The organism is Kocuria carniphila (genome assembly GCF_004136555.1).
GTDB classification, from domain to species: Bacteria; Actinomycetota; Actinomycetes; order Actinomycetales; family Micrococcaceae; genus Kocuria; species Kocuria carniphila.
This window is the reverse complement of sequence record NZ_NOIT01000002.1, coordinates 199,451-211,893: the sequence shown is the minus strand read 5'-3', so window position 1 is coordinate 211,893 and position 12,443 is coordinate 199,451. Positions and strand designations below refer to the sequence as shown.

General features: G+C 63.1%; 14 protein-coding genes. 2 read left to right on the top strand and 12 right to left on the bottom strand.

Annotated features, from left to right (window positions below; translation table 11 throughout):
- Nucleotides 1–68: 68 nt before the first annotated feature.
- Nucleotides 69–950, top strand: coding sequence for a 1,4-dihydroxy-2-naphthoate polyprenyltransferase (locus EWV37_RS02420; RefSeq protein WP_095796650.1), 882 nt, complete (start codon nt 69–71; stop codon nt 948–950).
- 81 nt (nt 951–1,031) lie between these two features.
- Here the strand turns inward: EWV37_RS02420 and EWV37_RS02415 are convergent, their stop codons facing one another.
- Nucleotides 1,032–1,310: a DUF4229 domain-containing protein gene (locus EWV37_RS02415; protein ID WP_095796473.1), complete on the bottom strand. Its 279-nt coding sequence runs from the start codon at nt 1,308–1,310 to the stop codon at nt 1,032–1,034.
- Between the two features lie 212 nt (nt 1,311–1,522).
- On the opposite strand from EWV37_RS02415, the gene EWV37_RS02410 reads away from it, so the two are divergent.
- Nucleotides 1,523–2,116, top strand: a complete 594-nt coding sequence (locus tag EWV37_RS02410) for a PLDc N-terminal domain-containing protein (RefSeq protein ID WP_129699616.1) — start codon at nt 1,523–1,525, stop codon at nt 2,114–2,116.
- A 150-nt stretch (nt 2,117–2,266) separates the two neighbouring features.
- Here EWV37_RS02410 and ccsB read toward each other — a convergent pair whose 3' ends face one another.
- The 11 genes from ccsB to EWV37_RS02355 all read right to left on the bottom strand — a co-directional run bounded on the left by ccsB (nt 2,267) and on the right by EWV37_RS02355 (nt 12,439).
- Entirely contained in the window at nt 2,267–3,418 is a 1,152-nt protein-coding gene (gene ccsB, locus EWV37_RS02405; RefSeq protein WP_238663012.1) for a c-type cytochrome biogenesis protein CcsB, read from the bottom strand.
- A 7-nt stretch (nt 3,419–3,425) separates the two neighbouring features.
- The gene (resB, locus tag EWV37_RS02400; protein WP_095796471.1) at nt 3,426–5,108 is read right to left on the bottom strand and encodes a cytochrome c biogenesis protein ResB; all 1,683 of its coding nucleotides are present in this window, start codon (nt 5,106–5,108) and stop codon (nt 3,426–3,428) included.
- Nucleotides 5,105–5,863 carry a cytochrome c biogenesis CcdA family protein gene (locus tag EWV37_RS02395; protein WP_095796470.1) on the bottom strand — a complete coding sequence of 253 codons (759 nt, stop codon included), beginning with the start codon at nt 5,861–5,863 and terminating at the stop codon, nt 5,105–5,107. Before EWV37_RS02395 ends, resB begins: the two co-directional genes overlap by 4 nt.
- Nucleotides 5,860–6,507: a TlpA family protein disulfide reductase gene (locus EWV37_RS02390; RefSeq protein ID WP_095796469.1), complete on the bottom strand. Its 648-nt coding sequence runs from the start codon at nt 6,505–6,507 to the stop codon at nt 5,860–5,862. The genes EWV37_RS02395 and EWV37_RS02390 overlap by 4 nt, the downstream gene beginning before the upstream one ends.
- A 34-nt stretch (nt 6,508–6,541) precedes the next feature.
- The gene (locus EWV37_RS02385; protein ID WP_095796468.1) at nt 6,542–7,213 is read right to left on the bottom strand and encodes a histidine phosphatase family protein; all 672 of its coding nucleotides are present in this window, start codon (nt 7,211–7,213) and stop codon (nt 6,542–6,544) included.
- 152 nt (nt 7,214–7,365) lie between these two features.
- Nucleotides 7,366–7,665, bottom strand: a complete 300-nt coding sequence (locus tag EWV37_RS02380; RefSeq protein WP_095796467.1) for a glutaredoxin family protein — start codon at nt 7,663–7,665, stop codon at nt 7,366–7,368.
- A 65-nt stretch (nt 7,666–7,730) separates the two neighbouring features.
- Nucleotides 7,731–7,829 (bottom strand): 30S ribosomal protein bS22, encoded by a 99-nt coding sequence (locus EWV37_RS02375; RefSeq protein WP_005504750.1) that lies wholly within the window; start codon nt 7,827–7,829, stop codon nt 7,731–7,733.
- A gap of 153 nt (nt 7,830–7,982) precedes the next feature.
- Nucleotides 7,983–8,768, bottom strand: a complete 786-nt coding sequence (locus EWV37_RS02370; RefSeq protein WP_095796648.1) for a FadR/GntR family transcriptional regulator — start codon at nt 8,766–8,768, stop codon at nt 7,983–7,985.
- An 87-nt stretch (nt 8,769–8,855) separates the two neighbouring features.
- A complete protein-coding gene (gene gdhA / locus EWV37_RS02365) occupies nt 8,856–10,196 on the bottom strand; it encodes an NADP-specific glutamate dehydrogenase (RefSeq protein WP_095796466.1) in 1,341 nt (446 codons plus the stop codon).
- Nucleotides 10,197–10,238: 42 nt separating this feature from the next.
- A complete protein-coding gene (locus EWV37_RS02360) occupies nt 10,239–11,183 on the bottom strand; it encodes an ArsR/SmtB family transcription factor (RefSeq protein ID WP_095796465.1) in 945 nt (314 codons plus the stop codon).
- Between the two features lie 44 nt (nt 11,184–11,227).
- Nucleotides 11,228–12,439, bottom strand: coding sequence for an acetoin utilization protein AcuC (locus EWV37_RS02355; RefSeq protein WP_238663011.1), 1,212 nt, complete (start codon nt 12,437–12,439; stop codon nt 11,228–11,230).
- Nucleotides 12,440–12,443: the final 4 nt, after the last annotated feature.

Genomic DNA, 12,443 nt, shown 5'->3' with positions numbered 1-12,443 from the left:
TTTCAATAAACTTTCCAACGCATGAGACAATAACGCGGTTCAATTCACCAGTTTTCGGAGGTATGTCCGTGGCCACGCCAGCACAGTGGGTAGAGGGCGCACGTCTCAGAACCCTGCCCATGGCCGCTGCTCCCGTGATCGCCGGTACCGCCGCTGCCCAGCAGATGCACGCGGTGCACCTGGGTCACGCCGGGCTGGCGCTGCTCGTGGCGCTGTTCCTCCAGATCGGCGTGAACTACGCCAACGACTATTCGGACGGCGTGCGCGGCACCGACGACGAGCGAGTGGGTCCCCTGCGACTCACCGGCTCCGGAGCGGCGAAGCCCTCGCATGTGAAGCGCGCGGCGTTCTTGTGCTTCGGGCTCGCGGCGCTGGCTGGTGCGGCACTCGTCGTGGTCTCCCAGCAGTGGTGGTTCGCGATCGTGGGTGTCGCCGCCGTCTTCGCCGCGTGGGGTTACACCGGCGGCAAGAAACCCTACGGCTACCTGGGCCTGGGTGACATCTTCGTGTTCATCTTCTTCGGCCCCGTGGCCACGCTGGGCACCACGCTCACGCAGGCCGGTCGGTTGAACCTCGATGCCTGGATCATGGCAATCTCCACGGGCTTGTTCGCGTGTGCCCTGTTGATGGCCAACAATGTGCGCGATATCCCGGGTGACCGGGAGGTAGGCAAGAAGACCCTGGCAGTGCGCCTGGGTGATTCCACGGCGCGTTTGACGTTCGCCGCGGAGATGGCCGTGGGTATGTTGCTGCCGCTGCTGTTGGTGCCCTACAACCCGTGGGTGCTGCTCGTCTACGCGATGACCCCGTTGGCATTGGCCGCGAGTATCACGGTCCTCAAGAGCAAGGAACGCCGGGCGTTGATCCCGGTGCTCAAACAGTGTGGGCTGGTCAACCTCGGATTCACGGTGCTGTACGCACTGGCCGTGTTGGTCTACCAGTACGTCTAGGGTCTGCGAGCTAGGTCCAACGAGCACGGCCCGACAAGTATGTTCAGGGCTGGCTTACGACCTCGCCTAGGACTCAGAGACTCAGATGTCCTTGCGGGCCTGCTGATCCGTGTAGGAATCCTCGACCTCCTGGTCCTCCATGGCCACCCGGTTCTTGGGCTTGGGAGAGCGGTCGATCCAGCGGTGGAAGTCCTGGCTGGCTGCCAAGTGCAGCTTGGGGAAGAAGATGTAGCAGATCGCGAACGCAGCCACCACGGCCGCGATGCCGGACAGGATCAGTCCCGCACCCACGTACATGGAGATCACGAACACTACGATCAGGATGCCCAACCGCAGCAGGGAGTACTTGAGGAAATTCACGCGGCCCAGTCTACTGACATGCCCTGGATGCCCGCCCCATGCCGTTCACGTGATTCATCCGGCCCGTTGCCCCGTCCCACACCGCATGTGGGGGCCATGCTTCGCTCCGGCACCCGATCGTCATCGCAACTTGTCACCGTCAGATACGCCCATGACTTAACGCTCAGACACCGATGCGCAAGTGATCAGCATGCTCCCCTAGGATTGTGGCCATGGGCAGAGCGATACTCATTATCGGAGCAGGCGCCCTCGCCGTGGGTGTGATCATTTATTCACTCATCGAATGCGCCCAAACAGAGAAGTACAAGGTCAGGTCCATCCCCAAGGGTGCGTGGATCCTGTTGATCCTGTTGCTGCCCATCATTGGCGCGGTCCTGTGGTTATTCTTCGGCCGCCCCAAAAAAGCGGACCCGACCACTCAACCGCAGCGCGGTCGCGGCCCCGACGATGACCCGCAGTTCCTGCGGAACTTGGAAGAGCGGCGTCGTCAACAAGAGCACGAGCGCAGGCTCCAGGAATGGGAGAACGAGCTCAAACGCACGGGACGTCCCCCGGGAGAGAAACCCCAGCCGCTGGACCCGGACGATCCCCGTCTGAGCGAAGAAGTCCTGAAAGACGCCGACGGCGCCCCCGAGCCTGACGCCCCGGGCCAGAAAAACCCCGGCACCGACTCCCCCAAGGACGGCGGCAGCACCGCAGCCGGCACTGGCACTGGCACTGGCACTGGCACTGGCACTGACACTGACGATCCGCAAGATCCGGACAACGGTCCGGAACCGGACGCCGCACCCGGCCCCCGCGCCTAGCCCCCTGCAGAGGCAAGCAAACCCGCGGTGGCCCAGAACTCATAAGGAAGCCCCGTACCTCTCGAGAGGTACGGGGCTTCCTTCGATTTGTGGTTAGCTATGCCCGATTTTCACCACGGAATCGGTACTAGGGAACCCTAAATCACGCGCTTACAGACCCGAGTACGAGTGCAAACCCGGGAAGTACACGTTGACCACGGTGAAGTTGAAGACCACGCAGAGGTAGCCGACGATCGACAGCCACGCGGAACGGTTGCCGTTCCAGCCGCGGGTTACGCGGGCGTGCATGTAAGCGGCGTAGACGGTCCAGATCACGAAGGTCCAGACCTCCTTGGTGTCCCAGCCCCAGAAGCGGCCCCAGGCCTGGTCGGCCCAGATGGCACCGGCGGCCAGGGTGAAGGTCCAGAACACGAAGCCCACGGAGTTCAGGCGGAACGCGAAGTTCTCCAGGGTGGTCGAGTTGGGTACAACGCGCAGGAAGCCCAGCTTGGTTTCCTCGCCCATGGCCAGGTTCTTCTCCCGGCGTGACTGCAGCAACTGCAGCACGGCCATCGCGAACGTGATGGTGAACAAGCCGGAGGCGGCCACGGCGATGGAGACGTGGATGATCAGCCAGTAGGACTGCAGCGCCGGAGGCAGCGGCGAGACCGGGGTGGGGAACGCAATGGTGGCCGCGCACAGCATGAGCAGCACCAAGCCGGTGACCATGGGACCCACGAAACGCAGATCCTTGAAAATCAAAGTGATCAGGTAGACACCGGCCACCACGAGTGCACCCGTGGAGCAGAACTCGTACATGTTGGCCCAGGGCACACGATCCGCGGCAATGCCACGAGCGACCACGGCAAAGGTGTGCAGCAGGAACGCGATGGCCATGACCACCACGGCGGCACGGGCGGCAGGGCGGCTGATGGAGTCCTTGTAATTGAGGGCCTCGAACTCGTCGGCACCCTTGGAGCGCGCGTCCGCGGTGGTGCGGAATTCGCCGGCCACGGGACCGCGGCCAGAGGGGCCGTGGCCAGCGGCACTGTCACGAGCGCCGTCGTCACCCGCGGTGGAACCTGAGGAAGTCGCCGAGGCGCTCACGGAACCGCCGCGCGAACCGGCGCCCACGAGCTCCCGGGAGTCCTCGCGACTGTCCGCGCCGTGACGCTCGGCCTCACGCTGAGCCTTGCCGATGGCCTTGGAGTGCGAGGCCATGTCCCACACGAAGGCCACGAACGCGACCAAGTAGGTGAAGGCCGCCAGGAGCATGAACCACTCGCTCCAGACACCTAACGTTTCGTTGATATTGCTACCCATAAATCACTCACGCCTTATCTGACGAGTTGAGGGGGAAGTCGCGCACACCGCGGTCTTCCCACAGCGAGGTCCACAAACTTGTCAGCTTTTCCGCTTCCGCGCCCAGGCGGTGATCCTCACCGCGAGCCAACAGTCCGTATTCCAGAACAGTACACTGCACGCCATTGTGGTCCTGGCCCACATACGCGCGCACCCACGCCCTGCGACGGGCGATGAACAGGGACATGATCAGTCCCACGAAAGCGGCCACGAACGAGATGAACGCGGGGATGCGTCCGGGGTCGTTGTGGATGTCCAATCCCACATACCGCTTGACGTCCACGAACTCAATGGTGCCCTTGCCGTCCGGCAATTCCGCCGAGCGGTTGGCGCCGTCCAAGGTGATGGCGCCGTTGTCGGACATCATCGAATTCATCTCGGTCAGCGAATCCACGTCCAGCACGTAGACGTTCTGGGATTCACCGTTGTCCAGGCCCAAGTCACCGAAGTACGAAGACATGATCAGCACCGGATTGCTCAGTCCCGGGTCCACGGAGCGGGGCATCGAGCCCTCGTCCATGACCGCGGTGGGCAGCAACAGGCCCACGAAGCCGAGCTGGTCCGGGGCGGCGTCGGGCACCTTGAGCACGAGCGAGGACGTGTAGACGGAGTCGGTGGGGATGGTCACCACGGGGCCCTCGTAGGCCAGATTTCCTTGGCCGTCCGTCACTCGGATCACCGGTGCGTAGCCGTTGCCCACAAGGTACAGCTTGGTGCCGCCCACGTTGAGGGGCTCGTTGACCTTGAGCTTCTCGCTCTTCTCCTCCGCGCCGGGTTCTTCGGTCACGGTCACGTCCGCCTCGAAGTCCGTGGGGGCTCCGTACTGCGCGGGGTCCGTGGTGTCGCGGTGGAAATCGGCCTGGAAATTGTCCAAGCGCACGGAGAACGGGTTGAGCCAGTCCGCGCTGAAGTTGGTACCCGGGGTGAACGAGTCGTAGGCGACCAGCGTGTTCACAAAGGATTCGTCCTCGATGATGATCTTCTGACCCTTGTAACCGAACAGCGAACCAATGGCCACGGAGATCAGCACACCCAGCAGCGCCACGTGGAAGAGGATGTTGCCCACTTCCTTCCACATGCCGCGCTCGGCACCCACGGACGGCGTCTCGCCGTCCAGATCGCGGGCCTCTACGCGGTAGCCGCGCTTCTTGAGCGCCTTGGTCGCCTCCTGGATCGCTTCCGACGGCGACGGCGCTTCGGCGCCGTCACGTCCGCCCAACAGTACGCGGCGGTACTGGGGCAGGCGAGTGAGCCGCTTGGGGGTGCGCGGCGGCTTGGAGCGCCACGCCTTGTAGTGCTGGGCCGCACGCGGGAGCACGCAGCCAACCAGGGAAATGAACAGCAGCAGGTAGATCGCGGAGAACCAGTAGGACGAAAAGACGTCGAACAACTGGAACCGGTCCAACCACGGGCCAGAGGTTGGGTTGGCCTCGATGTAACTGTTGACCGCGTCCGGGTCCTGGATGCGCTGCGGGAACATCGATCCGGGCACCGCGGCAATGGCCAGCAAGAGCAGCAGCACGAGTGCCGTGGACATCTTGGTCAGCTGGGTCCACGCCCACCGGAGCATCCCCAGGGGGCCGAGTGCGGGCACCGCTACGGAATCGTTGCGGTTGCCCTTCTGGTCGCGTTGATCGCGCACCTGCGTCATATCGGCATCACCCAATCGGTTACGAACTCGGCCTGAATCCAGGAGACCAGCGCGGACCATACGCCCGTGGCCATGGCCAGACCGATCAGCACGAGAACAGCACCGCCCACGCGTTGCAGCGTGAGGCGGTGACGGCGGAAGAATTTCATGGCACCCATACCCCGGCGCAGGGCCAGGGCAATGAGAACGAACGGGATGCCCAGTCCCAGGCAGTAGGCGGTCGTGAGAATCACAGCCTTACCCGTGGAGGCGCCGTCCACGTAAACCAGCGCTTGCACCGCAGCGAAGGTCGGCCCGATGCACGGTGCCCACCCCAGGCCGAAGGTCATGCCGAGCAAGGGTGCGCCCCATAATCCGGGCGGTGGTTTCCGCTCGATCTTGCGATCCCGCTGGAACCACGAGAAACCGCCCATGAACACGACACCCATGAGGATCACCAGGATGCCCAGCACCACCATGATCCACTGCTGCCCCAGGAACCAGGCGAACGCACCCAGTTGGGCCAGCACCACGGACATCACCACGAATACCGCGGAGAAGCCGAGCACGAACAACAGCACGCCCATGAACACGCGGCCGCGCTTCTGGTCCTGCAGGTCCACACCGGTCAGGCCGGTCACGTATCCCAGGTACCCGGGGACCAACGGCAGCACGCACGGTGACGCGAAAGAGACGAGTCCCGCGAGCAGCGCCACGGGTAGCGCGGCAATCAGTGAACCGTCGAGGATGACCTCGGCGAAGGGATTGCCGCTCATACCGTCTCGGCCACCGTGTCCTTGATGAGGGCGTTCAGAGTGGAGTGGTCGGCTTTGCCCAGCACGCGAGCCGCCACACGGCCTTCGGAGTCGAGCACCAGGGTGGTGGGAACGGCCTGCGGCGGAACGTAATCGCTCAACGCCAGCAACACTTCACCGTTGAGGTCCGAGGCGGAGGGGTAAGGAATCTCGAAGGTTCGCTCGAAGGCTTCGGAGGTGGCCTGCTGATCGCGCAGGTTCACGCCCATGAATGTGGCGTCACCCTCGTAGTCCTTTGCGAGGCTCACCAGATCGGGAGCCTCCGCGCGGCACGGCGCGCAGCCCGCGTACCAGAAGTTCAGGACGGTGGTTTCGCCGCGCAAATCCTCAGCGGAAACGGTGGAACCGTCGAACATCTTGGCCTCGAACTCGACCGGTTCGCCGCGCTCACCGGGTGCGTATTCACTCACGGAACCGTCGCCGGCCACATAGCCCTTGTTGCCGCCTTCGCTGGCCTGCTGTGCCAGATTGTCCGATTCGGAGCCGCCGCACGCGGTCAGTACCAGCGCGGCGCACACGGACAACGACGCCGCCGCGACGCGGGTGCGCGAGCGGCGGGGACGAGCAGTTTGAGAGGAACGGACTCGGGCCAATTTCACGGGCATGTCACCTGACGGTATGGGGTGGATTCGGGAGCAATTATGAGCCGGGAAGCTGGTTGACGCCTGTGTAGTAGCGCGCCGCGGGCTCCCGGTAACTGACCCGCGGAACGGCCGGTTCGTTCACGTCGTCGAAGGTCAGGGACGTGATGGACGCCAGGTTGCACTGGCGACGTCGGGGATCGTGGGGCAGCGGGCGGCCCTCGACCGACAAGCGTGTCAGCCAGATGGGCAACTGATGCGATACGGCAATGGCCTGAGCGCCGTCGCCGCCGATCTCGACCGCGCGGCGGGCGAGATCGCGCGTGGCCTCCGCCATGCGGGCGACCTGCCCCCGATACGGCTCACCCCACGAGGGGCGTAGCGGATTGAGCATGAACGGCCAGTGCCTGGGATTCGACAACACCTTCTCGTCCACGTGCAATCCCTGGAAGTGATTGCGGGGTTCGATGATGCGCTCCTCGGTGACCACGTCCAACCCCAGCTCGCGCGCTACGGGTTCTGCGGTTTCGCGGGCTCTGGTGAGCGGCGACGAGGCCAGCAGGACGTAGCGGTCACCCTGATTCACCCGCTCCCTGAAATCGGCGGCGGCCGCTTCCGCCATGCGCGCGCCGAGCTCGGACAGGTGGTAATCCGGCATGCGTCCGTAGACGATGGCGTCAGGGTTGTGAACCTGGCCATGGCGCAGCAAATGAACGGTCGCAGAAGGCATGGTTACAGTCTCTCAAAAGCCCGGCTCCCGCCCAATTCAGGGGGCTCCTAGGGAACTACCCGAGCCGCACAGTTTCATTGCCGCTGACCCGGCTCTCCGCCCCCGCTCCCCCGCACTTCATCGACCGAATCGGCTCGGCCTGGGCTGGCCCTTCAACCCAGCATGTTGCGCAGTCGCTGCTCGTCGATGCGCAGCTGATCCCACGGAGCGCCGTCCACGAACACGACCGGGATGTAATTCGCGTAGTCACGCAGCAGCGCCGAATCGGTGGTGATGTCCACTTCCGTGAACTCACTCCCCGTGTCTCGGCACGCCGCGGTAACCACCGCGCGGGCATCCTCGCACAAGTGACAACCGTCCTTGGTGAGCAATGTCACCCGGTGAGCCGGTGGTTGGTTTGCCCAGTTTCCGGCGGACAACAACGGTTTCTTGACATTCTGCGGCGGGCTCATGAGCCCATGCTACGGGTACGGAAAAGGCCCCGTTCCGTGTGGAACGAGGCCTACCGCGAAGTCGCTTACTTCTTGTTGCGACGCTGGTGACGAGTCTTACGAAGCAGCTTGCGGTGCTTCTTCTTGGACATACGCTTGCGGCGCTTCTTAATGACTGAACCCATAGGATCCCTCGCATTGTTGTAGACGTTGGCTGTTTGTACGGGTCGCGCGTGAACACGACCCCGCCGCCGGTCAAACCAGGCGGCAAAATCCGATGAACGGCAAACTATTGATCCACCTTACCGCCTGTGGGGCTAATCCCTGAAAATGAGGGGTCAGGCGCTGGCCTGTCTACGACCCTTCAAGCCAACCGGGGCACGCTCCGCCGACGCCGCCGCATCACCGTGGTCCTCAGCCTCACCGTTGCGGCCGCGATCGGGATCAACTCCGGCCTCCTGGTACTGATAGGTGATGTGTTCCACGGTCAGACGAGAGGCCATCTGGAAGTCGCCGGCTTCCAGGGCACTACAGATCGCTCGGTGTTCGGCGCGGATCCTGCTGGAGGTGGTGGTCCATAACGGCACATGACCCACGAGAGCCATGGTGTATTCGTACACGGAATCGCGCAGTGCCGTGAACAACGCCGCGATGGCCGTATTGCCGGAGGACTTCACCAGTGCAATATGAAAGCTTACGTATAAATTGTGGAACCGCTTCAATCCCAGATCGTCGCGGTCCATTTCCGCCATGATGGCGTGCAGTTCCGCGAGCGGAACGTGCTTTTCCGAGGCATTCTCCAGGGCCCAGGATTCCAATTCCGTACGGGCCTGAACAATATCCCGCAACGGATACTCAGAAGTAGCCATGTGCAGCTGCAAGGCGGGGCCTGCGGAGGCGGCCGGTTCACGGACCAGGATGGGCAGGATGGACCGGTGCGGTCCGTCGAACAGTTTGATGATTCCCTGGGACTCAAGCACCTTCAGGGTCTCCCGCATGGAGTTACGCGAGACCCTGAAGATTGCAGCGAGGTCTTTGTCAGTGGGCAATTGCTGACCCAGCACAAGGTTGCCGTCAAACAGCTCGTTCTCGAGCCATTGCAGAACCTCACGATGAGTTGCCATGGTCACCAGCCTAAAAATCGTCAGTCGAGCACGTGCCAACCTCAGCAGATGCTTCGACTCACGAGCTTACTGCGTACGACTGGGAAATCAGATCAGACCCTGGGCTGACATTGCCCGTGCCACCTTGATGAATCCAGCAATATTCGCACCGGCCACATAATTGCCGGGCATGCCGTATTCATCCGCGGTTTCAGCACAGCGGTGGTGAATACCGCGCATGATTTCTTGCAAACGCTGCTGGGTGTAGTCGAAAGTCCACGAGTCGCGGGAAGCATTCTGCTGCATTTCCAGTGCGGACGTGGCCACGCCGCCTGCGTTCGCCGCCTTACCGGGGGCGAACAGAACATCCGCGTCCCGGAAGATTCGGACCGCTTCCGCGGTGGTGGGCATGTTGGCGCCCTCGGCCACGACCTCCACGCCGTTAGCGAGAAGCTTCTTGGCCTGGCGGCCGTTGAGCTCGTTCTGGGTCGCACACGGCAGAGCGACAGAACCCGGTACGTCCCACACGGAGCCGTCCGAGATGAAGCGTGCGCGGCCGCCCTTGCGCTCGGCGTACTGGCTGATGCGAGCGCGTTCCACTTCCTTGACCTGCTTGAGCAGGTCAAGGTCAATACCGTCGGGATCCACTACGTAACCGCTCGAGTCGGAGGCGGTCAACACCTTGGCTCCCAGTGACTGTGCGCGCTCGATCGCGTAAATCGCCACGTTGCCCGAACCGGACACGAGCATTTCGCGCCCGTCCATGTCCTGGCCGCGGGTCTTGAGCATTTCCTCGGCGAACATCACGGTGCCGTAGCCGGTGGCCTCGGTGCGCACGAGCGAACCGCCCCAGGCCAGGCCCTTACCGGTGAGCACACCGGATTCGTAGCGGTTGGTGATCCGCTTGTACTGACCGAACAGGTAACCGATCTCGCGGCCACCCACGCCGATGTCGCCGGCGGGCACATCCGTGTATTCACCGATGTGGCGGTAGAGCTCAGTCATGAAGGACTGGCAGAAACGCATGATCTCCGCGTCCGAGCGACCGGAAGGGTCGAAGTCCGAGCCGCCCTTACCGCCACCGATGGGCATGCCAGTCAGGGAGTTCTTGAAGATCTGCTCGAAACCCAGGAACTTGACGATGCCCAGGTAGACCGAGGGATGGAAACGCAGGCCACCCTTGTAGGGGCCGAGCGCGGAATTGAACTCCACACGGAAACCGCGGTTGATGTGCACGCGGCCGTTGTCGTCGGTCCAGGGCACACGGAAAATGATCTGGCGCTCGGGCTCGCAGATGCGCTCCAGAATGGCCGACTCGAGCAGCTCGGGGTGGCGTGCCACCACGGGGCCCAACGACTCGAAAACTTCGTCCACTGCCTGATGGAACTCGGACTCGCCGGGGTTGCGAGCAATGACTGCCTGCCTAACCGGAATCAAATTCTCGTGCATGGGTCTCCTGCCGTCTCTCGGTTGTAGGTGCTCACCGCTCGATCAGCGTCGCGAGCTGCGCCCGCGCCGCCGGAACCCGGTCAGAGTGGACAGCAGACCACTTTGGCGTCGGTGTGCGCCTCCGCTGCGAGCAGGGGGAATCCCGAACTCGGGTTTCGTGGAGTTCGGATCAGCGAACTCGTCAGAATCCGCGCTGGACTCAGCGGAAGTAACGTCGGTGTTAGCCCCCACACTAGTGCCTGTGACCTCGACCTCTGTGTCCAAGGCAACAGCATCCGGCAGGGTCGAAATGTTTGATACCTCGGAGTCCTCCAGGAGTTCTTGCAGATTTTCGTGACCGATTTCGGATTCTTCGTCCGAAATCACATCAAATGCGGGTGGTTCTGCAATCCCGGGTTCGGATTCCATTGGCTCGGAGATTTCGGTGACCTCGGCTTCCACTCGATCCTGCTCATGCTCCTCCACGGCCTGGGCAGAGGTGAACCACGGAAGGTTCCGAGGCTCCTCCGCGTGCAAGGGCGCGGTGACCGGTTCGTCGTTCTCGGTGATCTCCGGGGCATCCTCCGCAATGTCCCGATCGACCTCAACCACCTCGGACGCTTCCTCGACCGGTGGCGTCTCCGCCGCCTCCGCCGCTTCCGTCGTTGACGATTCCGCGGTTTCCACCGCGTCGGCCCTCCCAGGCGCGTCTTCGGCTTCGACTTCGGCAGTCGTCGCAGACTCGACGGCCGCGGTCAGCAGTTCCTCGATCCACGCCGATACGTCTCTCAGGGGTTGCGACTCCACGCTGTAGAAGCGCTTCTGGCCCTCAGCCCGTGTTGCCACCAGACCCGTGTCGCGCAGCACCTTGAGGTGTTTGGACACCGTGGGTTGGGAGACCTCCAACTCTTCGACCAACTCTCCGACCGGACGTGAGCCGTTGCGCAGGGCGGACAGGATCCGTCGACGGGTGGGGTCTGAGAGAGCTGAATATGAATCATTGGCCATAGGAATCACCCTAAACGTGAATCCTGATCAGGCCCCAATCAGGCTCAGTCGTACCAGGGGTCCAAGCCCCATTGGGGGAAGACTTCCTTGCGGGTGGCCATGATGGACCGGTCGGTCTCGTCATTGGGGTCGAAGCCGATCTCCCACGACCGCCACCAAAGGTCCACGTTGTCACCCATCATTTCGGGTGCGTGCCCGCCGTACTTGTCATTCATGTAGGTCCGCCACTCCTGCGGAACGGGTGTCGTGACCGCCACGGGGTGACCGCTGGCGATTCCTACGAGGTGCGCCCACGAACGCGGAACGGCGTCGTGGCAGTCGTAACCGCCACCGCCGGTCGCGATCCAGCGACCTTCACAGACCTCGTCCGCAAGTTCGGAGACGGCCAACGCGATCTGACGCTGCCCGTCGATGCTGACCCGCAAGTGGGTCAGTTCGTCCTGGAAATGGGAGTCGCAGCCGTGCTGGGACACGATCACTTCGGGACGGAACTCGCGTACGAGAGGCGGCACCACGGCGTCGTAGGCGCGCAACCACTGGGAATCGTCCGCTCGCGTGGGCATGGCCACGTTGACCGAGGTGCCGGCGCACTGACCCTCGCCGATCTCGTTGGCGAAGCCCGTTCCCGGAAACAGGGACAGGCCGGTCTCGTGGAGCGAGATGGTCATCACGCGCGGGTCGTCGAAGAAAATGGATTGCGTGCCGTCACCGTGGTGGCCGTCCACGTCGATGTAAACCACGCGCTGCACACCGTTGTCCAGGAGGTGCTGAATGGCCACGGCACAATCGTTGTACACACAGAAACCGCTGGCCTTATCTCGGGCCGCGTGGTGCATGCCGCCGCCGAAGTTGACGGCGTGCACGGCCTTACCGTCCAGAATGTCCACGGCGCCTTGGTAGGAGCCGCCCACCAGACGGGCGCTGGATTCGTGGATGCCCTCGTACCCGGGAGTGTCCTCGGTACCCAAACCGCACTCGGGGATTTCGATGCTGGGGTCCTCCGACACCGCGTGCACCGATTTCACGTACTCCGCACTGTGAGCCAGCTGCAACACTTGGTCGTCAGGAACCTCCGGGACCTCCACGCGGACGTTTTCCGCGGTGTCAAGGCCCAGCTGCTGTACGAGCCGAATGGTCGCGTCCAGCCGGGACGGGCGCATGGGGTGGTAATCCCCAAAGTTGTACTTGAGCAACTGGGGATCCCAATAAACACTGGTGGGGTACACGGCGCCTTTACCGTTTGTTGCAGGGCTCACACTC

Excerpts from the sequence above, each read along its gene's own strand:
- EWV37_RS02410 (WP_129699616.1), top strand. The coding sequence starts at position 1,523 with ATGGGCAGAGCGATACTCATTATCGGAGCAGGCGCCCTCGCCGTGGGT.
- ccsB (WP_238663012.1), bottom strand. The coding sequence starts at position 3,418 with ATGGGTAGCAATATCAACGAAACGTTAGGTGTCTGGAGCGAGTGGTTC.
- resB (WP_095796471.1), bottom strand. The coding sequence starts at position 5,108 with ATGACGCAGGTGCGCGATCAACGCGACCAGAAGGGCAACCGCAACGAT.
- EWV37_RS02395 (WP_095796470.1), bottom strand. The coding sequence starts at position 5,863 with ATGAGCGGCAATCCCTTCGCCGAGGTCATCCTCGACGGTTCACTGATT.
- EWV37_RS02390 (WP_095796469.1), bottom strand. The coding sequence starts at position 6,507 with ATGCCCGTGAAATTGGCCCGAGTCCGTTCCTCTCAAACTGCTCGTCCC.
- EWV37_RS02385 (WP_095796468.1), bottom strand. The coding sequence starts at position 7,213 with ATGCCTTCTGCGACCGTTCATTTGCTGCGCCATGGCCAGGTTCACAAC.
- EWV37_RS02380 (WP_095796467.1), bottom strand. The coding sequence starts at position 7,665 with ATGAGCCCGCCGCAGAATGTCAAGAAACCGTTGTTGTCCGCCGGAAAC.
- EWV37_RS02375 (WP_005504750.1), bottom strand. The coding sequence starts at position 7,829 with ATGGGTTCAGTCATTAAGAAGCGCCGCAAGCGTATGTCCAAGAAGAAG.
- EWV37_RS02370 (WP_095796648.1), bottom strand. The coding sequence starts at position 8,768 with ATGGCAACTCATCGTGAGGTTCTGCAATGGCTCGAGAACGAGCTGTTT.
- gdhA (WP_095796466.1), bottom strand. The coding sequence starts at position 10,196 with ATGCACGAGAATTTGATTCCGGTTAGGCAGGCAGTCATTGCTCGCAAC.
- EWV37_RS02360 (WP_095796465.1), bottom strand. The coding sequence starts at position 11,183 with ATGGCCAATGATTCATATTCAGCTCTCTCAGACCCCACCCGTCGACGG.